The organism is Candidatus Stoquefichus sp. SB1, from assembly GCF_001244545.1.
In the GTDB taxonomy this organism is placed as follows: domain Bacteria; phylum Bacillota_I; class Bacilli_A; order Erysipelotrichales; family Coprobacillaceae; genus Stoquefichus.
The window spans coordinates 411,295-436,608 of the sequence record NZ_LN852696.1 but is presented as its reverse complement, the minus strand read 5'-3'; the positions used below and the strand labels follow the sequence as shown (position 1 = coordinate 436,608).

Annotated in this window: 23 protein-coding genes; 6 read left to right on the top strand and 17 right to left on the bottom strand. The window is 31.3% G+C overall.

Going from position 1 to position 25,314, the window contains the following annotated elements:
• Positions 1 to 80 precede the first annotated feature (80 nt).
• From BN1865_RS18805 to BN1865_RS14560, 8 genes are all read right to left on the bottom strand, one after another.
• Positions 81 to 248, bottom strand: coding sequence for a carbonic anhydrase (locus BN1865_RS18805; protein ID WP_232780410.1), 168 nt, complete (start codon positions 246 to 248; stop codon positions 81 to 83).
• Positions 249 to 262: 14 nt separating this feature from the next.
• Positions 263 to 460, bottom strand: coding sequence for a carbonic anhydrase (locus BN1865_RS18800; RefSeq protein ID WP_232780409.1), 198 nt, complete (start codon positions 458 to 460; stop codon positions 263 to 265).
• A 234-nt stretch (positions 461 to 694) separates the two neighbouring features.
• Positions 695 to 6,181: a discoidin domain-containing protein gene (locus BN1865_RS14585; protein ID WP_050637997.1), complete on the bottom strand. Its 5,487-nt coding sequence runs from the start codon at positions 6,179 to 6,181 to the stop codon at positions 695 to 697.
• 107 nt (positions 6,182 to 6,288) lie between these two features.
• A complete protein-coding gene (locus BN1865_RS14580; protein ID WP_232780408.1) occupies positions 6,289 to 7,317 on the bottom strand; it encodes a LacI family DNA-binding transcriptional regulator in 1,029 nt (342 codons plus the stop codon).
• A 66-nt stretch (positions 7,318 to 7,383) separates the two neighbouring features.
• Positions 7,384 to 8,727, bottom strand: coding sequence for a glycoside hydrolase family 1 protein (locus BN1865_RS14575; RefSeq protein WP_050637996.1), 1,344 nt, complete (start codon positions 8,725 to 8,727; stop codon positions 7,384 to 7,386).
• A gap of 132 nt (positions 8,728 to 8,859) precedes the next feature.
• Positions 8,860 to 9,798, bottom strand: coding sequence for a cysteine synthase A (gene cysK / locus BN1865_RS14570; protein ID WP_050637995.1), 939 nt, complete (start codon positions 9,796 to 9,798; stop codon positions 8,860 to 8,862).
• Positions 9,795 to 11,096, bottom strand: coding sequence for an O-acetylhomoserine aminocarboxypropyltransferase/cysteine synthase family protein (locus tag BN1865_RS14565; RefSeq protein ID WP_050637994.1), 1,302 nt, complete (start codon positions 11,094 to 11,096; stop codon positions 9,795 to 9,797). The genes cysK and BN1865_RS14565 overlap by 4 nt, the downstream gene beginning before the upstream one ends.
• A gap of 118 nt (positions 11,097 to 11,214) precedes the next feature.
• On the bottom strand, positions 11,215 to 11,637 hold the full coding sequence (locus tag BN1865_RS14560; RefSeq protein ID WP_445082211.1) for an RrF2 family transcriptional regulator: 423 nt from the start codon (positions 11,635 to 11,637) through the stop codon (positions 11,215 to 11,217).
• Between the two features lie 182 nt (positions 11,638 to 11,819).
• Here BN1865_RS14560 and BN1865_RS14555 point away from each other — a divergent pair, with 182 nt between their 5' ends.
• Genes BN1865_RS14555 through BN1865_RS14545 form a run of 3 tightly spaced genes read left to right on the top strand, consistent with a single transcriptional unit; the run spans position 11,820 to position 13,534 of the window.
• Positions 11,820 to 12,653 carry an alpha/beta hydrolase gene (locus BN1865_RS14555; RefSeq protein WP_050637992.1) on the top strand — a complete coding sequence of 278 codons (834 nt, stop codon included), beginning with the start codon at positions 11,820 to 11,822 and terminating at the stop codon, positions 12,651 to 12,653.
• Positions 12,647 to 13,021, top strand: a complete 375-nt coding sequence (locus BN1865_RS14550) for a PTS sugar transporter subunit IIB (RefSeq protein WP_050637991.1) — start codon at positions 12,647 to 12,649, stop codon at positions 13,019 to 13,021. The genes BN1865_RS14555 and BN1865_RS14550 overlap by 7 nt, the downstream gene beginning before the upstream one ends.
• 60 nt (positions 13,022 to 13,081) lie before the next feature.
• Positions 13,082 to 13,534, top strand: coding sequence for a helix-turn-helix domain-containing protein (locus BN1865_RS14545; protein ID WP_050637990.1), 453 nt, complete (start codon positions 13,082 to 13,084; stop codon positions 13,532 to 13,534).
• A 33-nt stretch (positions 13,535 to 13,567) separates the two neighbouring features.
• Here the strand turns inward: BN1865_RS14545 and fba are convergent, their stop codons facing one another.
• From fba to BN1865_RS14520, 5 genes are all read right to left on the bottom strand, one after another.
• Positions 13,568 to 14,434, bottom strand: a complete 867-nt coding sequence (fba, locus tag BN1865_RS14540) for a class II fructose-1,6-bisphosphate aldolase (RefSeq protein WP_050637989.1) — start codon at positions 14,432 to 14,434, stop codon at positions 13,568 to 13,570.
• Between the two features lie 143 nt (positions 14,435 to 14,577).
• Positions 14,578 to 15,747, bottom strand: a complete 1,170-nt coding sequence (locus BN1865_RS14535) for a MalY/PatB family protein (protein ID WP_050637988.1) — start codon at positions 15,745 to 15,747, stop codon at positions 14,578 to 14,580.
• Complete coding sequence (locus BN1865_RS14530; RefSeq protein WP_050637987.1) at positions 15,740 to 16,480, bottom strand: TrmH family RNA methyltransferase; 741 nt, start codon at positions 16,478 to 16,480, stop codon at positions 15,740 to 15,742. The genes BN1865_RS14535 and BN1865_RS14530 overlap by 8 nt, the downstream gene beginning before the upstream one ends.
• A complete protein-coding gene (locus tag BN1865_RS14525) occupies positions 16,477 to 17,601 on the bottom strand; it encodes a tetratricopeptide repeat protein (protein ID WP_050637986.1) in 1,125 nt (374 codons plus the stop codon). The genes BN1865_RS14530 and BN1865_RS14525 overlap by 4 nt, the downstream gene beginning before the upstream one ends.
• A complete protein-coding gene (locus BN1865_RS14520; RefSeq protein ID WP_050637985.1) occupies positions 17,601 to 17,873 on the bottom strand; it encodes a hypothetical protein in 273 nt (90 codons plus the stop codon). The genes BN1865_RS14525 and BN1865_RS14520 overlap by 1 nt, the downstream gene beginning before the upstream one ends.
• Positions 17,874 to 17,959: 86 nt before the next feature.
• Here BN1865_RS14520 and BN1865_RS14515 point away from each other — a divergent pair, with 86 nt between their 5' ends.
• A complete protein-coding gene (locus tag BN1865_RS14515) occupies positions 17,960 to 18,769 on the top strand; it encodes a putative RNA methyltransferase (protein ID WP_050637984.1) in 810 nt (269 codons plus the stop codon).
• On the top strand, positions 18,766 to 19,671 hold the full coding sequence (locus tag BN1865_RS14510) for an RluA family pseudouridine synthase (protein ID WP_050637983.1): 906 nt from the start codon (positions 18,766 to 18,768) through the stop codon (positions 19,669 to 19,671). The genes BN1865_RS14515 and BN1865_RS14510 overlap by 4 nt, the downstream gene beginning before the upstream one ends.
• Here BN1865_RS14510 and BN1865_RS14505 read toward each other — a convergent pair.
• On the bottom strand, positions 19,661 to 20,248 hold the full coding sequence (locus BN1865_RS14505; RefSeq protein WP_050637982.1) for a hypothetical protein: 588 nt from the start codon (positions 20,246 to 20,248) through the stop codon (positions 19,661 to 19,663). The genes BN1865_RS14510 and BN1865_RS14505 overlap by 11 nt on opposite strands.
• A 182-nt stretch (positions 20,249 to 20,430) precedes the next feature.
• Complete coding sequence (locus BN1865_RS14500) at positions 20,431 to 21,159, bottom strand: acyl-[acyl-carrier-protein] thioesterase (protein ID WP_050637981.1); 729 nt, start codon at positions 21,157 to 21,159, stop codon at positions 20,431 to 20,433.
• A gap of 124 nt (positions 21,160 to 21,283) precedes the next feature.
• Here BN1865_RS14500 and BN1865_RS14495 point away from each other — a divergent pair, with 124 nt between their 5' ends.
• Complete coding sequence (locus tag BN1865_RS14495; RefSeq protein WP_050637980.1) at positions 21,284 to 21,772, top strand: hypothetical protein; 489 nt, start codon at positions 21,284 to 21,286, stop codon at positions 21,770 to 21,772.
• 50 nt (positions 21,773 to 21,822) lie between these two features.
• Here BN1865_RS14495 and BN1865_RS14490 read toward each other — a convergent pair whose 3' ends face one another.
• The gene (locus BN1865_RS14490; RefSeq protein WP_050637979.1) at positions 21,823 to 23,556 is read right to left on the bottom strand and encodes an ABC transporter ATP-binding protein; all 1,734 of its coding nucleotides are present in this window, start codon (positions 23,554 to 23,556) and stop codon (positions 21,823 to 21,825) included.
• Positions 23,556 to 25,253, bottom strand: a complete 1,698-nt coding sequence (locus BN1865_RS14485) for an ABC transporter ATP-binding protein (protein WP_320410395.1) — start codon at positions 25,251 to 25,253, stop codon at positions 23,556 to 23,558. Before BN1865_RS14485 ends, BN1865_RS14490 begins: the two co-directional genes overlap by 1 nt.
• Positions 25,254 to 25,314 lie beyond the last annotated feature (61 nt).

The following is a 25,314-nucleotide window of genomic DNA, read 5'->3' as shown; positions in this document are numbered from 1 at the left end:
CGCTTTTATATGAATAGTTGAAATTACTTCTACCTAGTGGAAATTTTTGCACTAAAAAATGATTACTATATATGACCATTCTAGATATTTAACTTCTTCAATTCACCTGTCACAGAATCCATAACAAATCCATAGATTTTTACATCCTGAGGAATAAGTGGATGTTCTTGTAATAATTGTACACTTTGTTGGACTGATTCCTCCACACTTTCAAAACCAGATAACCCATTGTTCAAAATCAATTCCACAATATTTCATAGTCTCAATGCAGTGTGTAAACACACCTCTTTCTTGCATCTTGACTATCTATATGTTGAACTCCACAATCCGTATGACCGACAACAAAAATCTCCTCTACGCCTAATTCATATATAGCAATAAGAAGACTTCTTACTGCACTCCCAAATGGATGAGAAATCACTCCACCAGCATTTTTAATACCTAGTGTTTCTGGTAACAATTGCTAGTTTTTATCTGGATATTTATTTGTTTCATAAGGTTTATATTGTTTATTTCCTACAAATTGTTGATTATATTTCAAGATATCATCTATCTTTTCTCTATCACTTCTTTGGACATTCAATCACTATCAAAAACAAAAGAATATAATTAAAAAAGATTTATTATTAATTATCTCATAATAATAAATCTTCTTTCTAATTTAGTTTGTCAAAACTCAATCATAGATCATATATTAAGAATTTTCTTTTTTCTTTTTCAATAAAATATATCCTAACCCTAACATTCCTAACATCATTGCTACATAAATTCCAGCAGATGTTGTATCTCCTGTTGCAGGATGTTTTTCTTCTATATATGATACAATTGCATATGCTGAGAAATGTTCAGCTGCAAAGATTATTCTATTTCCTTCTGTTCTTGACGGTATATTTGTTATGTTTCCTAGTTCATCTATATAGATGATTCCTAGTTTTTTATCCTTCATACTTTCATCAATAACCAATGATACCTCTACTTCTTTTCCAATTCTATAGATTTCCTCATTTAACAGCAATTTCATGTCATAGATTCTTTCTATTTTTGCAGCTTCTAAGAATTCTGAATTTTGTTTATCAATTTTTTTAATCAATTCTTTAACTTGTTTGTCACCTAACACCTCAGTTCTCAATTCAATATCTTTTGGTAACTGACCTTTTATTGTGACATCATTATTGTTATTTTGTACTATAATAACCTTATCTTCATCTGGCACTATAATCACTGGATCATCTTTTTTCTCTAATCCCTTGATTGCCACCTGTAATGATTTCACAGCTTTATCGACTTCACTTTGTGAAACATTGACATTTTCATTGATGTCATTAGCCTTCTTTAATGCAGCTTCAAGGTCTTTGACTGTTGCTTCTTTATACTGATTCTTATCTATAGATTCTGCTTTTTTGATTTCATTGTTTAATTCATCTTTATTGGCTTTCTTCACCAATCCATCAATAGCTTTTTGTAACTTTGAAACTACTGTTGTGACTTGCTTTTGTAATGCATTTTCATCAGCATTAACATTCTTTGCTTCTTTTAATGCTTCATTAAAGACTTTCACTGTCTTTTCTGTATAGACATCAGTAGACATATCATTAGCTTTACTAATGATATTTTCAAGAGCTTTTTTATCTGCCTTTAATGTTAATCCATCAATAGCATCTTTCAGTTGTTGTTTAGCATCAAGAATCTGTGAAGATGTTGCATCTTTATTCTTATAGACTTCAACAACATGATCTAATGCATCATGATATAGAGTTACACTTTTTGGTGTATAGTTAGAAACATCAATATTCTTATTTTGATCATAATATTCTTTTAATTCTGATTTAAGAGTAAGACCATAAACCTCAAATTCCCATAGTGAATATCCATACTGACCAACTGGTTCAATACCTAACATTCTTACATAACGTCCAGTAACTGGCTTATCATATGTGAATTCTTTAATACCAGCTTTCCCATCAGTAACATGACTGATATCAGCCCACGTTTGACCATCATCAGAAACCTGAAGTTTATATTCTTTACCACAAGCAGCTTCCCAATTCAACACAACTTTAGAAATATTATATATATCCTCTAAATCAACCTGTACATATTGTGAATCCACATTGATATCTGGATTATCTTTTCTCGTTGCTGAAACCCATCTTGATTGAAAAACATCTCCTTTATTTTCAGTACTTCCATCAAATGCATATTTTGACTCTAATACAAATCCTGTGACTGGATTAGTACGTTCACTACTCGCCAATGATGGCTTATTTAATGCAATATTTACATCTTCAAGTTTTACCAATTCACCATAAACTTCAAATTCCCACAATGAATATCCATAATCTCCTGCTGGTTTAACCCCTTGCATTTTGACATATCTCGCATAAACATTTTGATCATAAAGATATTCTCTCACATTATGTTTTGAATCCTTAGGAGCACTATTATTTCTTACTTCAGTAATTGTAGTCCATATTTCACCATCCAATGAAACTTGCAAATCATAATCCTTTCCACAAGCTTCTTCCCAATCTAAGATAATCTTTGAAATATCATATGTATCTACTAGATCAACATAAATCCATTCATCATTTGTTTTTCTATTGGATGCCCACCTTGATTGTTTAGAATTAACTTTATCATACTTTCCATCAAATGCTAATGATGAATAATAAACTTTATTACCATCTTTAGTATCCAAATATTCTGAACTTGCCTTTGAATTTTTATTCAATGCAATATTGATTTCTTCTTCAACATCTGGTTCTGGTATATCCTTCACTTCGCCTAAAACACTTAATTCCCAAATATTAATCCCATATTTCGTTCTAGAAGAATATGAATGAATTTTAATATATCTCGCTTCTAAAGTCTCATCAAACATAACATTATCAATATAATGTTTATCACTTGATGCTGTAGTATTTGATTTCAAATGTTCTTTAACAGTTGTCCAATTTTCATTATCATCAGAAACTTCAATACTATAATCGTTTGAACATCCACTTTCCCAATCTATTTCTATACTATCAATATATGAAATTTGTCCTAAGTCAACACTTATCCATTCTTCTTGAGCATTAAATCCCGGATTCTTTCTTGCTGATGACCATTTTGATTGTGTATTGCCATCTACTGCTTTTGTAACTGCTTCAGTTCCGTAAACTGAACTACTATTAACTGCTTTATTTAAAGCAATATTTCTACTCAAATTTTGACCATAAATACTGAATTCAAAAATACTAATTCCGTATTTTGTTGCAGAAGAATATGAATGAATGCGTACATATCTAGCTTCTGCAGATTCACTTAAAACAATTTGATCTTTTAATGATGAATCCGTTTTTAAGTTTTGTTTAATATTTTTCCATGTTTTATTGTCATTAGAAACTTCAATTGAATAATTTTGAGAACATGCAGCTTCCCATAATATTTCAATCGCATCAATGCGAGCTTGTCTACCTAAATCTACACTAATCCATTCTTCTTGCTTATCAAATCCAGATTCCTTTCTCAGTGAAGACCATCTTGTATTAGTATTTCCATCTACTGCATTTTCCTTTATATTTCCTGGATCATTGGTAGAAGTAGAACTTACCTCAACAGTTTTATTAAGTGAAAGTAATTGAGAATCGTGGAACTTCACTTCCTTGACTTGATAATGGCTTCCATTACTATTCTTCATAGCAACCTTTATATATTTATAAAGACCACCAATAGTTATGTTTTCTGCACTTCCCTTACCATCTGTTATTGATTTTATTTTTTCATAATTTATACCATCACTTGAACCATAAACATCATACTGAGTTGCATAATTATCGCCCCATAAAACATCTATACTATTGATATATTTACCTGATCCAGCGAATATAGAGATCCATTCATCACTACTTCCTTGACTTTCCCAATATGTTGATTCATTACCATCTACGACATTTTTAACTGGATGTCCAGTTGTTGAACTGCTCGCTAAATAACGATCATCTTGACCTTCAGTTAATGTTATTGGTTGTCCTGCATATGGTAAACCTTTTGAAACAAACTTCGTTGTTGTTTCTTGACTTTCATATGAAAGATCAATATTAACCATTTTACTATCTTCAGTATCATTAACTGCAACTGTTATTTCTCTTGTTCCATTAGATTCGTCAATAATAATATTACAAGCTTTATCTACACTCACTGTATAACCATCTTTATACTCTAAAGATCCAGCCTTATAGAAGTTAATTTGTGTAATATTAAGATCTTTATGACGAACTGCTTGAATATCCTTCGTATTTGCTAAAATCTCAATAGGGATATTCTTTGAATAAGTATCAACTTCTCCAGTTGTTTTATTAGGTAAAACAATATACTCATAACTTTCATCAACTGGTTTCACACCATGGTCTACCCATGCTGTAAATGTTTCTGGAGTGGCTTCCTTTTCTGCATCCTTCCATAAAGATGGATTGTCTTTTTGAAGTCCATTGCTTACTTTAAATGTTGTTTCTTTAGGGAAAATATATCCAATCTTATCATTATGAATCCATTTTCCTGTATAACTTCCCGCTTTTGTCCCAGTCGGAACTGTTTGTCCATCGACTGTGACTTGATCTGCTTTACTTTGGTTTAACGTTGTATGAATCGCTGTTGATTCTTTAGAATTAATTCCAGCTCCCAAAGCTACAAACTCATCATCAAAGAAGAAATAACTTTTTGTTGCCTGAGTGTCTTTTTTATTCATCACATAAGATGTACTTCCATATTGACCATTAGAAGCACCAATCATGTGAGTTGTTCCATTTGTTAATCTTCCTGAATTGGTATAATCAGGTGGTATTCTATTAGGTGTTGTTGTCCCTGGAGTATGTGCCCAATCAAAAGTTGGATAAACTGATGTATATTCATCTCCATCTACTGTCACTGTTGATGATGCTGAAGAACTCCAATAAATCAGATTTCCACCATCATTTTGTCCTGACCAGCTACCACGCCATTCTCCCCCAATGACACTCTTAGAATCCATTTTAACATTGACTCCATAGCCATCTCTCATGTGTGATTCATATCCAGAACGCCACATATAATAATTCCCATTTTTACCATTAGATTGAGTTGGATCTTGAATGTTATTTAAAACTTTCTGATATTCATCCGCTCTACTTGGATCAGCAGCAATCATTCTTTTTAAAGGTTCAATATATTCTTCAGCATAATTTTGATAACCAACATCAAATTTATAAGGACGATACCCTAAATAAAGTTCCATAATATCGCCTCTAATTGTCCAGCTTGTTCCATTAAGCATATAATTGCCCATTCTTGTAACAACTTCCTGTCCAATTGAGAATTGTGTTTCACGCAATATATAAATCCAAAAGCTCATATCTCTAAACATTGACATTCCATATCCATTAGAATAAAACTGTTTTCCATGCATATAGAAACTGTTATCAACTTGAACTGCTTCAGCAGTTTGATCATCTAACTGTGTTGATAAACAGTAATTTAAATAATCATTTACCATTTCTTTCAATCTTTTGGCATTATTTGTTAATAAAGCCTGATAAACATGATTTTGATCAAACCATAAATTATTTTGACCAGTTCCCTTTTTTACTGGTTCTTTTTCAACTAATTTATCAATAATAATTTGAAATGACTCTTGACTAATAATCCCTTCCATAAACAAACCAATTCTTGCAAAACGGAGTTGAACACCAACTTCATTTTCCCACCAGTTTGAAGAATATGGTCCATCAGGTTTATCATCTCGTTTTCCATGTGTTACCCAATTTTTCAATGCCTTATCAAGACCATTTTTAGCAGCATCACTATGATATAAAGAATTTCCTTCTTTATGATAAGCAATTGCTATAGCCTGTAATCGATCTAATGCTAAATATGGTGACCAAGCAGCTCCATTAGCTGCATTGTTGTGAGCTTGATAATCAACATCACCAAAACTACCATCCGCCTCCATTCGTTTTAAATAATCTTCTGCTTTACTGACATAACATGTCTCTACTTTTGCTCCATCATCAATTGTATCAAGTTCTAAAAAATAGTTTTTTAGTCTTGTCTTGATTGTTACAATATCATCTTGACTTGCTGCTACTACAGTACTTCCTTGTCCAAAAACAAGACTCAAAAGCATTGCAATAACTAAAATAATTTTACTCAATCTTTTTAACATTTCCTTTCCCTCCCTTTGTAAAGCGCTTACTTTATACTCTTATTTTTATTGACTTTTACTTGAATTACAATAAAGAATCACTTGAAAAAAAGAGATTCTTGAAAATTTTATTTCAAAGAATCTCTTTCAACAATCTTTACACTTAATAATTGTGTCATTGTAACTGTCTCTTTTCGATGTATACGATCTACTAATTTTGAAACAGCCACTTCACCCATTAATTTTTTTTGAACTTGAATGGTTGTGATTTTTGGTATTGCTTTTTCACATAAAGGAGTATCATCAAATCCTACCACACTCACATCATCAGGCACTTTCATTCCCATTTGGGTTAAAGCACTCATCACAGCAAAGGCATTTGAATCATTAGCACATACAAGAACTTCAGGAAGTTCTTTTGTAGATAATATTTTCATAATTTCTATAATATTATTAGAAAGAATATGCTTTTCTATTCCTTTAACATATGAATATCGATGAATATAGTCATCAATATCCTCTTGATTGACAATTCTATTCTTAATTAAAGACTGACGATATCCCATAAAACGATCATGAAAACTAAAAGAATAATCTAAATCACCAAAAAAGCCTATCTTTTGATAACCTTTTTCAATAATATGACTTGTCATCATATAACCGCCTTGTTTATTATGCGTTAAAACACAATCACAAGGTGTACATAATGATGTATAATCAACCAATACAATAGGAATACCATTCTTTTTTAATGTCATTAAATGAACATCAGATATTTTTCCAACAATCAAAATACCTGCGACTTTTCTATTCACTATACATTCAGGAATCACAAAATGGTCATCTTCAAAATAATTCAATATTGTAAAGTATCCAAAAGTTTTTGCCTGTTCCACAATAGAATGCAAAACAATAGAATAAAAATGTCCTGTATCAGCATAATAACTTTGCATTAAGATACATAAATTAGATTTTGAAAAGACAGAAAGATATTGTCTTTTTTGATTAATATATCCCATTTCATCAGCTGTTCTTAATATTTCTAAACGCATTTCTTCACTTACACCCACTTTATCATTTAAAGCAATAGAAACTGCATTAATAGAAATATTTAAACGTTTAGCAATATCTTTCATTGTCACTTTCATTGTTTTCATCCTCTCCTATTTATGAAAATTATATATCAAAAGACCATACAATTCACTATGTATGATCTTTGTTGATTATAATTCTTCACCATTACTTGCGATAACATGTTTAAACCAATCAAATGATTTCTTTTTGATTCTTCTCATATCCTTTAAATCTTTATTATCACGATTGACATAGATAAAACCATAACGTTTTTTCATTTGTGCACGACTACTTAAAATATCTACAGGTCCCCAAGATAAATAACCACGACAATCGACACCTTCCTCAACAGCTTTTTTCATTTCTCCAATATGTTTTCTCATATAATCAATACGATAATCATCAATAATTTCATTATTTTCATTTAACTGATCATCATATCCAAAACCATTTTCAACAATATAAATAGGCATTTCATAACGATCATATAATTGACGTAATGTAATTCTTAAACCAATTGGATCAATTGTCCAACCAAATTCAGACATTTCCAAATAAGGATTCTTTTTAATAACAACATCATTAATATTTGTAAGACTCTCTTCACCATAGTGAGAAATTGTTGACATATAATAACTAATTGATAAATAATCCGTCACGCCTTTTTTAAGAATATCAAGATCACCTTCAAGAATCTCAGGCATTGTTCCCTCATTTTGCATATTTGCATAGTAATAAGAATTATAATGTCCTCTAGCAAAGACATCTAAAAAAACATAAGCTTCACTTTGTGCTTTCATACTTTCTAATGTATCTAATGGATGACAAGTTTCAGGATAACTTTGTACAACAGTCGCCATTCCTAACACTTGACATCCTTTTTGATGTATATATTCATTAATTAAACTATGAGCAATCAAAGTATTATGCATAATTTGGTTATCAAAGGTTTGAGGATTGACATCTTTAGGGCAAACGGCTCCAAAAAACATTTTAGGTCCTTTTTGTAAGATGCCATTTTGTTCATTAAAAATAATCCATTTTTGAACTTTAGAAGCATATCGATCAACAATTTTCTTACATAACTCAACAAAGATATCTACCACCTGACGACTTGCAAATCCATTATATTTTTCATATAAATAGACTGGCATCTCAAAATGATAAAGAGTTGGAATGGGCTCCATACCTCTTTCAATTAAAGCATCAATAAACTGATCATAAAATGCAAAACCAGCTTCATTATAAGTGCCTTCATCACTCATCATTCTTGACCAATCAATAGAAAAACGATAAGCATTGAATCCCATTTCTTTATACAGATCAAAATCTTCCTGATATCTATGGTAAGTATCTATACCATCCTTAAAATCTGAAAATTCCCCAGTTGGTGTTAAATCACAAACAGCTGGAACTTTTCCACCTTCTTTATATCCACCTTCACTTTGGTGAGCAGTAACTGCTCCACCCCATAAAAAATCTTTTCTTAGCATTTGACTTCTCCTTATTCTATCATCCTATTTTTTTATTCATGAGATCTATCTTTAGTATGACATTCATTTACTTGAATAACAAGGATACTTTACTTGAAAAAAATGTTTTTTTACTTGAAAAGAAAAAAACTCTTATCGAGTTTCTTCTTGAAATAAAGGTGTTGATAAATAACGATCTCCAGTATCTGGTAATATGACTACAATATTCTTACCTTTATTTTCTGCTCTTTGTGCAATTTGAATAGCTGCATAAACAGCAGCTCCTGATGAAATTCCTACAAGAACACCTTCATACTTTCCAATTTCACGACCTATTTGAAAAGCATCATCATTTGTAACAGTCAAAACCTCATCGTAGATATGAGTATTCAAAACCTCTGGCACAAAACCAGCACCTATTCCCTGAATTTTATGACTACCTGCTTTTCCAGTAGATAAAATTGCTGAATCTTTAGGTTCAACAGCAATCACTTGAATCTTTTCATTTTGGACTTTCAAATATTCACCAACACCTGTAATGGTTCCACCAGTTCCAATACCAGCCACCAATATATCTATCTGACCTTCAGTATCTTGCCAAATTTCTGGTCCTGTTGTTAAGGCATGAATTTTTGGATTCGCTGCATTTTCAAATTGACTAGGTATATAACTATGCGGAATTTCTTTAGCTAATTCTTGTGCTTTTAAAATAGCCCCCTTCATTCCCTTAACACCTTCTGTTAAAACAACTTCGGCACCATAGGCTTTTATTAATTGACGTCTTTCAATACTCATTGTTTCTGGCATCACAATGATAACACGATATCCTCTTGCACTCCCTACTGATGCTAAACCAATCCCAGTATTACCAGATGTCGGTTCAATAATTACACCTCCTGGTGTAAGATGTCCTCTTTCTTCAGCATCATCGATCATTGCTTTTGCAATACGATCTTTAACACTTCCGGTTGGATTAAAATATTCTAACTTAGCGAAAATATGTGCTTCTAACTGATATTTCTTTTCTAAATGTGATAATTCTAATAATGGTGTTTTTCCAATCAATTGATCGGCTGATTGATATATGTTCATAATTTTTCTCCTTTTTCTATTTTTTCAAATCCTTGACTTAAATCTTCTATAATATCATCAATGTGTTCTGTTCCAATGGATAAACGAATGGTTGTTGGAGTAATCCCAACTGATAATAATTCTTTTTGGCTTAATTGAGAATGTGTTGTAGAAGCTGGATGGATAATCAATGACTTTGAATCTGCAACATTCGCAAGTAATGAAAACAAATGAAGTGATTCAGTCAATTGTTTTGCTTGTTGTTGAGTTCCATTTAATTCAAATGTAAAGATTGATCCACCACCTTTTGGATAATAGCGATTATACAATTCATGTTGTTGTCCAGTTGATAATGATGGATGATTAACTTTTTTAACCAATGGATGATTTTTAAGATAATCAACAACCTTCAATGCATTTTCAACATGTCTTTCTACTCTTAATGATAATGTTTCCAATCCTTGCAATAATAAAAATGAATGAAAAGGAGAAAGACAAGCCCCCTGATCTCTCATTAAGGTTGTACGCATTTTCATAATATATGCAATATTTCCACAAGCTTTACTAAAAACAATACCATGATATGATGGATTAGGTTGTGTTATCCCTGGAAATTTATCATTCTGATTCCAATCAAAATGACCCCCATCAATAACAACACCACCCATAACTGTTCCATGTCCACCAATGAATTTTGTCGCTGAATGAACAACAATATCAGCTCCATGTTCTAATGGTCTGAATAAATATGGTGTTGCAAATGTGTTATCAACAATCACAGGAATACCATGGCGATGAGCAATATCAGCGATTTTCTCTAAATCAACAATATCACAATTAGGATTTCCTAATGATTCTAAATAAATCAGTTTTGTATTCTCTTGAATAGCTTGTTCAAATTCTTCTACAGATTGACTATCCACAAAGGTTGTCGTCAATCCGGCTTCTTTTAATGTATTTGCAAATAAATTATATGTTCCCCCATATAATGATTGTGATGCAACAATATGATCCCCAACAGTTGCAATATTTCTGACTGCATAATCAATAGCGGCTGAGCCAGAAGCAGTTGCAAGTGCAGCTACACCACCTTCTAAGGCTGCAATTCTTTGTTCAAAAACATCATGAGTTGGATTCATCAAACGTGTATAAATGTTTCCACCTTCCGTTAATGCAAATCGATTAGCTGCCTGCTGACTACTTTCAAATACATACGACGTTGTTGCATAAATAGGCACTGCTCTTGCCCCAGTTGCTATATCTGCTTCTTCCTGTCCAACGTGTAACTGTAACGTCTCAAATCTTAATTGTTTTGTCATAAATATATCCCTCTCTTTTTATTACCTATTTATCAGATAGGTTTATAGGGATTATAGCACTATATGCCTATTGTTTCAATAGGTATTATAAAAAAAGAAAAAGATTCCTAAGAATCTTTTAAATAATATAATCATCTCCAGTTAAACCAGCTAAATCAGCCAATGTTATACCTTCAAAATACTCATCAATCATTTGATCAAGCTTTTGCCACATTGGTAAAGTTTTACATGTTTGTGCACGTTCACAAGTATTAGGCGAACATTCCAAACAAGCCACCGGAGCCAAACTCCTCTCAGTTAACTTCAATATACTTCCTACTGTATATGTACGAGGGTGACGAGCAAGTCGATATCCGCCACCTTTCCCTCTTAATCCATAAACAAATCTCGCTTGTGATAAGACTTTAATAATAATTTCCAGATACTTTTCAGAAATATTTTGTCGTTTTGCGATATCTTTTAAGGGTGTATATGTATCGGGATCATGTTCTGCTAAATCTATCATAACACGTAAAGCATATCTACCTTTTGTTGAAATCATCATCTTAACCACCTCAAACCTATTATACTTTAGGGTTTAATGCAAAAGCAATAAAAAAGATTGGAAACATACTTATGTATTATTAAGCAAAAAAAAGATTGTGAATATAAACAATGCGTGATATAATGTTTTTGTCACGATATAGTGACATATATACAAATCATGTATGGAAAGGAGAAATTATGGAACTTTATCAAGTCCAATCAGATTCTTGTCAATTACAAGTTTATTCAGTCAATCCAACAAATAGTCAAAATGCTATTTTGTTTCTGCATGGTGGTCCTGGCAGTGGCGCAAAAGCAATCATGGACTTACCTGTATTTGAGCAATTTAATAAGAACTATCATTGCTTATTCTTTGATCAAAGAGGGAGTGGGCTTTCTCTCTATGATTTATCAAAAGGCTTAACAGTTGAACAAATCACATCTGATGTTTTACAGGTTGTCAAAGATGCCAAAAAAAGATTTCATATAGAGCATTTGTTTTTATGGGGTGGTTCTTTTGGAGGTCTTCTTGCATGTCTATGTATACAAAAATTTGCTTTAGAATTTGATGGTGTTATTTTAAGCAGCCCTGCCATTACATTTTCACGCCAGCAGTCCCTTGATTTTTACAATCGTATGAAAAAACAGTATACTTCTCGACTTGGTAATGCACTCACTCAAAGTGAGGAATTGCCAGAAACATATTTCTCTTTACCAGAAGTTCGTCAATTTATATTGAGTGAATCCAACCCCTCGAACTCATTAAAGCATATTTGTGCAATGTCCGATTGGTTTTATCGTTATCATTTTGAAGGATTATTTCATAATAGTTCTTTACCTATATTAATTATGCAAGGTAAAAATGATCCTATATGTTCATTTTATAATATTGATAATGAATTAAAACAATATCATATGCATCATATAGAATATCATTTATTTGAAAATTGTGATCATGAAATTTTTAATGATCACCCTAAAGCATTTATAAATTATATTGAAACATTTATAAGGAGGATATTATCATGTTAGTTTATATTTGTTGTTCAGGTGGAGCAACATCAAGTCTCTTTTGTCAATCTATTGGAAAAGCATCAGAAAAGAATGTTCTGGTTGACCATATTTTCATTATTTTAAAAGATTTAGAAAATCTTTTAAATACTTATGATATGATTTTAGCTTATGGTCCAGCAGAACTATTAAATGAACGTTCTGTTCAAAAATATCACTTGGATCAAATCATCAAAAGTGTTTGGATTTGTCCACAAAGTCGTTATCTCAAAGAAGGTATATACAAGGCTTTAGACCCTTACGATATTCCTGTACATCTTGTTGATATGCGTGCTTTTGGAACAATGAATGGGAAAAAGGCACTTGAGGATATCGAAGCAAGTTTATGATTTCCACTATACAACTTCTCACATTTCATTTATAATGAATAAAAATGGAGGTTGTTGAGAGTGATAGACTTAAATCAGGTTTTAACATTTAGTGAAGCAGCAGAAAAATGGGGATTAGCCAATGGTAATACTTTACGAAAAGCAGTTGAAAGAAAAAGGTTTCATGATGATGAAATTCGTAAAAGTGGAGATGTTTGGTTAACAACATATGAAGCAATGCAAAGAGTTTTTGGACAACCCCGAGAACAAGAAGCTATTATTTCTATAGAAGAACTATCAAAACATATTTCTGAAACCTACTATCATCAAGAAAAAGCAAATCAAAAACTTGAAAAAATATTAAAAATGATGGAACAAACAATTCAAAATAAAAAAACTGTGACAATCATTGCTTCCCATCAACCCCCTCAAACAATTTTAAGAGTTTTAAAGACATCAGATGATTTAGCAGATTTTCAAAAAACTCTCAGTCGCTATTTCCAATCTATCTCAGTTGATCTTTTAAACAAATAAAAATGACGCTTACGCGCCATTTTTTTCATTTCATTAAGCTTTATTAATGCAACCAAATAATTCCATTTTTTCTTTTACACATTCTTGAATTGCAGCAGCACCTGGTGCTAATAATTTACGAGGGTCAAATCCTTTACCTTCTAAATCTTTACCTGCTTCAATATATTTACGTGTAGCTTCTTGGAAATATAATTGACATTCAGTATTAACATTGATTTTAGATACTCCTAAAGTAATTGCTTTTTTAATCATATCTGCTGGAATACCAGTACCACCATGTAATACTAAAGGCATTGTTCCTGTTTCTTTTTGAATAGCATCTAATGCTTCAAAATCTAAACCTTCCCAGTTAGCTGGATATTTACCATGAATGTTACCAATACCTGCTGCTAAGAAATCAATTCCTAAATCAGCAATCATTTTACATTCTTTAGGATCGGCAACTTCACCTTTTCCAACAACACCATCTTCTTCTCCACCAATTGAACCAACTTCGGCTTCAACTGATACACCTTTTGCATGGCATAAAGCAACGATTTCTTTTGTTTTTTCAATGTTTTCTTCGATTCCATAATGAGAACCATCAAACATAATTGAAGAGAATCCTGCTTCTAAAGCAGCTTTAGCCCCTTCATAACTACCATGATCTAAGTGTAAAGCAACTGGTACAGTGATTCCTAATGAATCTACCATTGCACTTACCATTGCAGAAACAGTTTTAAATCCAGTCATGTATTTAGCTGCTCCTTCAGAAACTCCTAAAATAACTGGTGCTTTTAATTCTTCTGCAGTTAATAAAATTGATTTTGTCCATTCTAAGTTGTTGATGTTAAATTGACCAACAGCATAGTGACCTGCTTTTGCTTTATCAAGCATTTCTTTAGCTGAAACTAATCCCATATGTATATTCTCCTTTTCAATTTTTTACACTTCTATCATACACTGATTTGAATGAAATTTCCATAAATATTCATATTTTCTTTCATTAAAACCCTTTCATTTTCTACATAAAACACTTCATACCATATCTTTTCATCAAGATATTATGCTCTTTCATGAATTGCTGTTTCTAATTGTTCTAATGCCTGTTGTAAAATACTTCTTGGACAAGCGACATTAAATCTCTCAAAACCATCTCCACCTGTTCCAAAAATATACCCTTCATCCAACCATAAATAAGCCTTGTTCAACATAAAATCTTCTAACTCATCATGATTCATTCCGAGACTTCTCATATCTACCCAAACAAGATATAAACCTTGTGGATCAATAACCTTAATCTCAGGAAGACGCTTAGCAAAAAAGTTTTTCATAAAATCAATATTTCCCTGTAAATAATCTAGTAATTCATCAACCCACTTAGCTCCATATGTATAAGCAGCCTCACATGCATCCATTCCAAAAATATTAGGATCACTCATACCTGAAAGTAATTTTTCTTTCACAAATGCTTCACGCATTTGTTCATCAGCAATCACAATATTAGAAGTCTGTAAAGCAGCTAAATTAAATGTTTTTGATGGTGCTGTACAAATGATTGTAAAATCCTTAAAGGATTCATCAACCTGATAAAAAGAAATATGTTTAGCTCCTTTGTAAATAAAATCCATATGAATTTCATCACTAATCACATAAACATGATGTTTTTTACAAATTGTTCCTATTTGATATAATTCATCCTTTGTCCAAACCTTACCAATTGGATTATGAGGATTACATAAAATAAATAATTTCACCTGATTATCAACAATTTGTTTTTCAAACAAATCAAAATCACATACATAATGATCATCTTTTAAAACCAATGGACATTCTACAACTGTTCTCCCATTTAATTGAATAGAGGCATCAAAAGGATAATAAACTGGTTTCATAATCATCACTTTATCTTCTAATTGTGTATAAGTACGGACTGCCAGTTTCAAGGCTGCAACCACTCCAGGAGTTGGTACAATCCATTCTTTTTCTATTATAAAATCATGTCTTTCCTTCATCCATTTCATAATAGAATGATAATAACTATCAGTTGGTGCAGCATAACCAAAAATGCCATATTGGGCACGTTTCATAAGTGCATCCTTAACTTCAGGAAGTGTTTCAAAATCCATATCTGCTACCCACATAGGAACAATTTTAGGATTTTGGGCTTTTTCACGATCATACTTAATACTATTTGTTCCTCTTCTATTAATGACTTTATCAAAATTATACATCTTCTCTTAATACCTCTTTCCTTTTAAATTCTTCTTTAGAAAAATGAAATAATGCTAACCCCAATGCCATAGATAAATTTAATGAATCAATTTGTTGACTATGGGGTATAAAAACACTTTGGCCATACTCTAAATAACAATCATCTAAGCCACTACTCTCATTACCAAAAATTAAAGAATGTAAATGAGAAGTTGAAACAGAATGAATATTTTGAGCACCCTTTAACATAAACGGATAAAATTCATGATGATAATATTGCTGATAATAGGTCTGAAAATCATCATAATAAACAATATTTAAATGAAATAAAGAACCCATAGAAGCTCGTATCACTTTAGGATCAAAAATATCAGCAGCAGGTCTAATAATAACTAAATTTAAATAACCAAACCCTAACATCGTTCGCATGATAGTCCCTATATTCCCCATATCCATGGGATTAACAAGAACAACATGATTGCCTTCTGTTAATTCATCAGAATATATTTTAAAAACACCAATTGCAAAACAATTACTTTTTGGACTTAGTTTTTCAATGGTTTTATCATGAATATCAATGGGAATATGATTTTGCTGACACAATTTTTGAATGAGTGGATAACCTTTATTTTTTTCTATTGAAGAGTGAACAACAACACGAACAACTTGCTGAGGTTTTGTTTTTAATAATTCAATGGTTGGAAAAACTCCTAAAGTGTAGGTTGTATCATCACCTTTTTTATATAATTTCATGATTCATCCTCCTGCTTTTGATGATGTAATTGAAGTGTATACTGACGAATACTTTCAGCTTCTTGATAATAATATTTCGCCTTTCGATCATTTCTTTTTACATATCGTCCTAATTGATAAAATTGTCCTAACGCTAAACAGGCATCCTGACAATATAAACTTGCTGATTGATGAAGATATTTTAAAGCCTTCTTTTCATCTTTTAAAACAGCCAAACCATCAAAATACATCATAGCCAATTCATAAGCACTTTCGCCATGCAATAAGTAATATGCATATTGAAAATAACAGCTTGCCTGCTTTAAATTAATCTCTACACCTAACCCAAGTTTTAAGCATAAACCTGCTTTATACAAACATTCTACCTGAAAAAGCTTTGCTCCTTCATGATAGGCCAAAAACGCCTGAGCATGTTCTCTTTGCATTTCTAAGAGAATTCCCTTATAAAGATAAGCTTCTTCATAATGACTTAAAGACAAATAATCATAAGCTTTTTCATAATCTTGTGGAACATATTGACCAAACATATAGAATATACCAAGTCTAAAAGACGTTAAATCATCCTGACGACTCTCATAATATAAAAGTGCTTTTTCAATATCTGTTTCCACACCATAACCATGTTCATACATATAACCTAGATAATAGGCACCTCGATCATCACCATGACCATATAAATAAGAATAGATTTCAAAAGCTTTTTCATAATCCTGAGCAACACCGAATCCTAAAAAATAGGTTCTCGCTATAATTGATAAATGTTCAAAATCATTTCTTTGATATGCATCCTGCAATAATACATCAATATCCGGAATTTCAAAATAATATCCAACTTCTTGAATCAAAGTATTAAAAACAGCCACCATAAATAAAGCTTCATCTTCACTTAAATCAGCCTGATCAACAAGATAACTGACATATCCTCTCAAATCAATATCCTCATCAAATATCATAGCATCAAAAAGACCCATTTTCATTCCTAAAACAATTAAATAACATTCATCCAACAAGTCATTCGCTTCATCATTTAAAGCCTCTTCAAAACGCTCATAATCAAACCGAATCGTATCTCCATAATGATTAAAGACATCAATAATCACTTTAATAATACGTATATCCATTAAACATCCTGATTCATCTGATGAAGCATTTCTAATTCCTTTTGAGCATCCTGATACAATGCTACAAAATGTGCTTTATCAAAAGAAGCTCCCTGATCAATGAAAGCAATCAATTCCTTATATTTTTCAACAATCAGTTCATACAATGATTCTTTAATCACATAATCCAATTCATTATTCGCCTGTTGTAACAATTGATTAATCGATTTATATTGTTCTTTAAAAACAGCATCATAATCAACTGGTACTTTTTTCTTAGAAAATAGTCCCATAAAAGCAATCCTCCTTTGCTTTTTCTATTATACCAATATTCCCAAGTAAAAGTAAACATGATATAATGCAACAAAGGAGTGAAACTATGCATAAATTAGCTTGTCCAAAATGCCATCTCCCCTTAAGGAAAGAAGGCAAATCTTATATTTGTGAAAACAACCATTGTTTTGATATTGCAAAAAGTCAATATATTAATCTTTTATTAAATCCAGATAAATCTACCAATCGTCCAGGTGATAATAAAGAAAGTTTACAATGTCGTAAAAATTTCTTAAATCAAAAATATTATGACGTTATTTTAAATGAAGTTGTCTCTTGTATTTTAGAACACTCTCATCCTTCTATGCAAATTCTTGACTTAGGATGTGGTGAGGGTTATTATACTTATCGCTTAAAACAGGAATTACCTGCTGATACAACTTTATATGGGCTTGATATTTCAAAAGATGGTGTCATGATGGCTTCTAAGTATACAAAGGATATTTATTGGATTGTTGGTAATTCTAAAAATATTCCTTTACTTGATCATTCATTAGACGTTATTACTGCTTTATTTACAGTTGTGAATGCTCAGGAAATTGAAAGATGTTTAAAAGAAGATGGATATATGGTTCATGTTACTGCTAATAATAAACATCTTATTGAATTTAAAGAGTTGATTTATGATGAAGTCAAAGTCAAATCTGATGAACATATTCGTTTACCTTTTCATACGCTTAAAAGCTATGATTTTCAAAAGAAAATACATCTTAAAAATCGTGAAGATACTTTAAATCTTTTGAAAATGACACCTCATTATTATCACATAAAAAAAGAACGTAGACATGTTTTAGATACATTAGGTGAATTTGATGTAACAATCGATATTCGTATTACAATTTATCAAATGTCATGAGATATCAAGTTCATTACCCTTATTTAACATTAATGATTGATTCACCTATTTCAATTGAAGATCTATTTAAAGAATTTCATTTATCTAAAAAAACAATTCATCTCTTAAAACAAAATAAAGCTTATACAGTCAATAAACGTTTTGTCTCACCAACAACAATTCTGATTAAAGGTGATCAAATCAGTTTCAAAGCTTTTCAGTCAGATGATGGTATGTATCCACCCGTTTATCAAGATTTAGATATTATTTATGAAGATGAGTTTTTATTAGTTGTTAATAAACCACCCTTTTTACAGGTCTTTCCAAGTGATCCATCACAAACAGATTCATTATCCAATCTGGTCAGTGGCTATTATCATCAGCAAGGTTATGATTTACCTGTTCGTTTTTTGCACCGCTTAGATTATGAAACAAGTGGCTTAGTGATTTTCTGTAAATGCGCTTTTGTTCAGCCATTACTTGATTATCAGCTTTCTATAAAAGAAATCCATCGTCACTATTTAGCCATTGTTGAAGGCATTGTGGATGATTATAAAACCCATCGTATTCATCTACCAATTGGACATGATCGTCATCATAATCAAAAAATGATTGTGACTCATCGTGGCAAAGAAGCATGTACTTATTATCAATGTCTAAGCCATAATGATCAGTTTTCGATACTTTCCTGTACCTTAACAACCGGTCGTAAACATCAGATTCGTGTCCACTTAGCTCATATAAAACGACCCATATTAGGTGATAAGCTTTATAATGTGCCTTCACCACTTATTTCTCATCAGGCTTTACATGCTTATCAGCTGGTATTTGTGCATCCTATTACAAAAGAAAAGATGACACTTGTTTGTCATCCACCTGCTGATATGCAAAATATTATTCATATGATTGATCCTATTTTATAGGATCATTTTTCATTCTTACCATTTTAAAAACATTCTGATGATGTGTATCAAACAAAATTCGAGAATCGATTTCTCTGCGTTGACCACAATCAGAAAAAATAATACGATAATGTTCTTCACTTTCTCTATATCCACTCAAACAAATCCAATGCCAATTATCTTCTTCTAATTCAACAGCACGATGGTGAAGAATAAGCATTCCTACCGGATGTCCTTCATCAATACTTTTCAAAACAAATGAAAGAGCATGCTGATAGTTCTGTGATTTCTTTTGATAAACGGGTCTTAGATAACATTGTTCCTGATTCATTCGCTTAACAAATGTACGGGCAAATTTATATAAAAAAGGATATCCCATAGTTCCTGGTGTCATCAGTTGAAACATATCATCCATCACTGCTAAAAACTGTTCTTTTGTATAATGCTCCTGATGCATATAGTAGCTATACAGATTACTTGCTAGAACGCTTGCACACCCTGCCTTTTGTGCCCATTCATTAACAAACCAATCTTGATTACCACCATATCCAATACGCTGATTATTTTCATATATAATTGGCATTTGTAATTCTTTCATATGCTGCTCTCCTTATTTTATCTATTATAGTCTTATTTATCAAATTCACAAGAAAAAAACTACCTATTCGGTAGCAATTTCCATATCTTGTATTCTATACGGGAAAACGAATACTATTATAGATATTTGGGACGAGTACATAATATCACAATTTTTTTATAAAAGTTTTCATATTATGAAAATTATCTCTTATTAAAATAAATTTCTATTGTAAAATAAACACTTTCATCTTCATCTCGTCCTTCAACAATATATCTATTATCCTGATTTCCTAAATATAATTGTACAAACTTTAAAGGACGAATTTCTTTTTTATATTGAATATGTAAATCACTTATAAAATACTCTTTGTGAACTGTATAATCCATCACATCTAATGCCCATTGAATATATCTTGTATTATTCATATGCTGATTGGTATCAACATCACTATAAAGAACTTGTCTTGTTGTGATAAAATTTAAAGGAATATCTAAACAGATTGTTTGTGGTTCATCTAAATGAATTCCATGTTCTACTTTTGGAATGTCAATACCTATTTTTTTAGGAGAAACAATTCTTCTTTTGTGAATATCTATTAATGTCCAAATAGAAGAACAAGTTCCAATCTGTTGATTTCCTTTATGAATAAAATAGTATCTTGGAAAAGCCACAAATGAACCATTATCAATTGTAGTTGATAATGTAATGATATCTTTATAATAAATAGGCTGATCTAAATGGAGACTTTGTTTCGCCACAACCCATCCATATTGTTTCATCATTTCTTCACTCCACATACCAATATTCTTAGCACTAATAGTCGCAATTTCAGAAAAACGATTTAAGAGATGACATAATTGATATTGTCCCATATAATCAACTTCACATATTTCTATTTGTCTTTCTTCACTAGTTAAAAAATCTTCCATATATTTCACTTCCTTGTGGTGTATTATATACCAAATCGACGAAGATTTCACACATTTTCCTTTTTTTCTTTGCGTTAGAGAAAAATCCATGTATAATAATAACATATGAAAGGAAGTTTGATGTATGCAGGATATTATTTTATCAGTTTTTTCATTTCTTTTACTCATCATTATTATCTGGTTTACTTATACAATCGCAAACATTTTTGTAACGATTTATCGATGTAAAAAACAAGATCATTCATTATCATTTTGTTTTAATACAACAGGTAAGGTTTTCTTTAGTATCTTAACTGTTATTTATGTTGCTGGCTTTATTGGTGGTATTATAGCTATGGTATATGGTTTGATGAATGATAGTATGACAATATATCGTAATGGTTTAAATATTGCTGCTTTTGTTTGTGTTGTATTTGCTTATTTTGCTTCTACTCTTGTTATGATTGGAAGAAAAAATATGATGGTAGGAAGAATGATGATTGATTATCGTAAACTTAAAAAAGTGAATTTTACTTATAACAATAAAATGTCATTTGTTTATGCCCAAAAAGATTATAGTTTTTCTACTCGTTTTGTTGATAAAACAGAACTTCGAAAAATTATTTCAAAATAATAAACCTTGTATGATATGAATTATTAAAAATCATATCATTCAAGGTTTTTTTATTGTTCCAAATCAAATTGACTATAATACAAATGATGATAAAAACCATTTGCTTTTAATAGTTCTTCATGTTTTCCTTGTTCAATAATTTGACCATGATTCATCACAAGAATCTGATCAGCTTTTTGAATCGTTGATAAACGATGAGCAACAATAAACGTTGTTCTTCCTTGCATCATTTGATCAAATGCATCCTGAATTTGTTTTTCAGTACGAGTATCTATAGAGGAAGTTGCTTCATCTAATATTAACATTGGAGGTTTCATTAACATAATACGAGCAATGCATAATAACTGTTTTTGACCCTGTGAAAGATTGCCACCATCTTCATCAACCAAAGTATCATAACCATCCTTTAATTGCATAATAAATTTATGAGCATGGGCATTTTGAGCAGCCAATTGAATGTCTTCATCACTTGCCTCTCGACCATAAGCAATATTCTCTTTGATTGTTCCAGCAAATAGCCAGGAATCCTGCAATACCATGCCATAAAGGCTTCTTACATACTCACGCTCCATCGTAAGTGTATCAACACCATCAATATAAATATGTCCTGCCTTTTGATCATAAAAACGCATTAATAAATTAATAAGTGTTGTTTTTCCACAGCCCGTAGGACCAACAATTGCGATTGTCTGTCCAGGTAATGCTTCAACATTTAAATCTTCAATTAATTTTTGATTTTCATCATAAGAGAAAGAAAGATGTTCTATTTTGATATGACCTTCAACAGATGCTATTGTCTGTGGTCGATTATTTTGTTTTTCACCAGGTGTATCTAAAAGTTCAAAAACTCTTCCTGCACTTGCAAAGGCTGTTTGTAATTCCGTAAATACATTTGATATTTCATTAAATGGTTTGGTATACTGATTTGCATAACTTAAAAAGCTTGATAAAGCACCAACACTTAAATAACCAGAAATAACTGACAATGATCCAGCAATACAAACACTAGCATAGACAATATTATTCACAACACGAGTACTTGGATTAGCCAATGCTCCTAAAAATTGTGATTTTACTCCACTCACATAAACACGTTGATTGATTTCTTCAAAACGCTGTTGATTTTCTAATTCATAACCAAAAGCTTTGACAATCTTTTGATGTCCAATCATTTCCTCAACATAGCCACTTAATTCTCCACGTAACGCCAATTGTTCCTGAAAGTACTTATATGTCTTATTTGCTATTATTGTCGCAACAACAAGTGATAATGGCGTTAAAACAATAACAATCATGGCAATAGGAACATTAATATAAAGCATAAAAGCAATTGTTCCAACAATCGAAGCAAATCCACTAAACAAATGTGTAAAGCCTTGCAATAAGCCATCCCCGATTAAATCAATATCATTCACCATACGACTTAATAAATCGCCATGTGCATGTCCATCAATATATTTAAGTGGCAAAGTCACATACTTAGCAAACAATTTTTCACGCAAATCTTTTGTAATAGAATAAGTCATCTGATTAGATAATCTCACAACTAGCCAATCAAATATTTCTGCAATCAGTACACTTCCTATAATCATAATCATTTTTTGAAATAATCCCTGAAAATCAACAAGTCCAACACCAATCAAATAATCAATGGCTTGTCCAATTAAAACTGGTGTCAATAAAGTAAAAATAATTTGAAATGCTGAACAAAACAAAGCCAACCACAAATACTTTAAATAAGGCTTACAAAACAACAATAATCTTTTTATTATTTTCGTATCCATTATTCAACCTCCTGAGATAATTGAGATTTAACAATTTCATGATAAACTGAGCAATTCTCAAGGAGTTCTTCATGTTTTCCAATCCCAACTAATTCCCCATGACTTAAAACCAGTATCTTATCAGCATGCATAAGACTACTCACCCTTTGAGAGACAATAATTGTTGTTTGAGATAATGTTTTTAAAGCCTTTCTTAAAGCCGCATCAGTCGCAAAATCTAAAGCACTTGCACTATCATCAAGAATCAGCAATTCAGGTTTTTTAACTAATGCTCTTGCAATTGTTAATCGTTGTTTTTGACCACCTGATAAATTTTGACCACCTTGTGAAATATGTGTTTGTAATCCTTCAGACCATTCTTGTACAAATGTAGCCTGAGCCACCTTTAAAGCATCGCTAATTTCTATGTCCGTTGCATCCTTTTTACCCCAGCACATATTTTCTCTCAATGTTCCAGTAAATAAAACAGCATGTTGAGGAACAATCCCCATCATATTACGCAATGATTTTAAAGTGTATTTTTGAATAGGTATTTCCTGAATATAGATTTGACCTTGCGTTGCATCATAAAAACGTGGCAAAAGATTAATCAAGGTTGTTTTACCTGAACCAGTTCCACCAATAATTCCTACTGTTTCGCCTTTTTTTATTTCAAAAGAAATATCCTTTAAAGCAACGCTCTTTTGATAAGAAAAAGAAACATGTTCAAAAGTGATCAAATTCTGATCATCTGATTGTTGGATATCAATTGATCCATCTTGAATTTGTGGATAAATAGATAAAACCTCCTGAACTCTTTTATAACTTGCACTTGCCTTATTAAAGATAACAATAACATTAGCAAAAACAAACATTGATAATAAAATTTGATTCATATAATTAATTAAAGCAATCACTTCACCCTGTGATAAATCACCAACATTGACTTTTAAGCCACCAACATATAAAATACATAGAATGGCACAATTCACAATAACACTTGTACATGGATTCAAAAATGCCGAGATTTTACCAACACGAATTTGCATAGACTTTTGTTTTTCTGTTGCTTCACGAAATCTTTCTTTTTCTTGTGTTTGTTTAGAAAAAGCACGAATCACTCTCATTCCTGACAGATTCTCTCGGCAGATTAAAGAAACACGATCTAATTGCTTTTGAATACGTATATATAAAGGAAGCGAATAAGACATCACAAGATAAATCACAAGTGCTAATAAAGGTGCACTTAATAAGAAAATAAGAGCCATTTGCATATGAATGCGAAAAGCCATAATTAATGAACCAATAATTAAAAAGGGAGAACGAGAGACAAGGCGAATAGCCATTGCAACTGCAACCTGTAATTGATTCACATCATTTGTAATACGAGTAATTAATGATGGTGTTCCAATTTCATCAATATTTTCATAATCATAAGCATTCATTGCCTTAAACATATCATTTCTTAAATATGTTCCAAATCCCTGTGATGTTTTTGAAGCAAAATACTGACAAACTAGTGCACAACTATATCCAATAATAGCTAACAAAAACAAAACGACTCCCATCTTTAAAATATAATGGGAATCCCCCTTAGCAATTCCATTATCTATAATATCAGCAACAACCATTGGTACAATTAACTCAAAAAAAGCTTCTATCATTTTAAAAATAAAACCACAGAGTGCTTGAAAACGATATGGTTTTATATATTTCATCCACATACAATCAGTCCTTTCTTGTTTCATTATAGCGAAAATGTTATTATATGTATAATAT